Here is a 1094-nt window from a genome sequence, read left to right on the forward strand (position 1 = left end):
ATATGCCCTTTTGCAAACACATAAGGTTATTTCCAGATCAGTCTCGCTCGCGCTAAACCAATCTCATTGCATTCTCCGCTCAACATGTCAATGAACTTTCTGCTACTCATTCATTCAATAATGAAGGAATTCAAGCAAGTGATTATTCATAGTATGAATAATAAATCGAATGGATGTTCCTTGTGAACTCATCCTGATGGAGAAGGATAACGCCTACCTGCCGTATGCCAAGGATTCGAACCGTTGACCCTCCCGACTGTGTCGGGATGCTCTATATAGCATTCCTTTTCTCCTGAAGAACTCCTTGCGAGCTCAGTATTCAGTGGAGGATAACGGATTCGAACCGTTGACCCCCTGCGTGCAAGGCAGGTGCTCTAGCCAGCTGAGCTAATCCCCCTATTATTTTTTATCGATGACTTGCCCCGTTGACCCTCCCGATGTAAGTCGGGATGCGCTAGACAGCTGAGCTAATCCCCCTATTATTTTTTATCGATGACTTGCCCCGTTGACACTCCCGATGTAAGTCGGGATGCGCTAGACAGCTGAGCTAATCCCCCTATTATCTTTTATCGAAGACTTGCCCCGTTGACACTCCCGATGTAAGTCGGGATGCGCTAGCCAGCTGAGCTAATCCCCCTATTATTTTTTATCGATGACTTGCCCCGCTGACCCTCCCGATGTAAGTCGGGATGCGCTAGACAGCTGAGCTAATCCCCCTGGTATTTTTTTATCGAAGACTTGCCCCGTTGACCCTCCCGATGTAAGTCGGGATGCGCTAGCCAGCTGAGCTAATCCCGCTGGTTATTTTGAACCTTTTGTAAACCACCCTGACCCGAAGGGGGTAGTGAACTTGAAGGAAACCGACTAAAGTGGGCCTGCGTGGACTCGAACCACGGACCTCTACATTATCAGTGTAGCGCTCTAACCACCTGAGCTACAGGCCCCCATTTGGAAATAAAATTGAAGTAGTAGGTAAGACAGAAAAACGAAACTGATTCCAGAAAGGAGGTGTTCCAGCCGCACCTTCCGGTACGGCTACCTTGTTACGACTTAGCCCCAGTTACCGGTTCTACCCTAAACGGCTCCTTGCGGTT

The 1094-nt window shown here is 48.5% G+C and carries 2 tRNA genes and 1 rRNA gene; all 3 read right to left on the bottom strand.

Annotation, left to right across the window (positions count from 1 at the left end):
• Positions 1-323: 323 nt before the first annotated feature.
• Positions 324-397, bottom strand: a tRNA-Ala gene (locus GCU44_RS22935).
• Between the two features lie 473 nt (positions 398-870).
• Positions 871-944 (bottom strand) — tRNA-Ile (locus tag GCU44_RS22940).
• A gap of 57 nt (positions 945-1001) precedes the next feature.
• Positions 1002-1094, bottom strand: a 16S ribosomal RNA gene (locus GCU44_RS22945); the annotation flags it as partial.

Origin of the sequence: Cyclobacterium xiamenense (assembly GCF_009467825.1) — a bacterium.
GTDB lineage: Bacteria > Bacteroidota > Bacteroidia > Cytophagales > Cyclobacteriaceae > Cyclobacterium > Cyclobacterium xiamenense.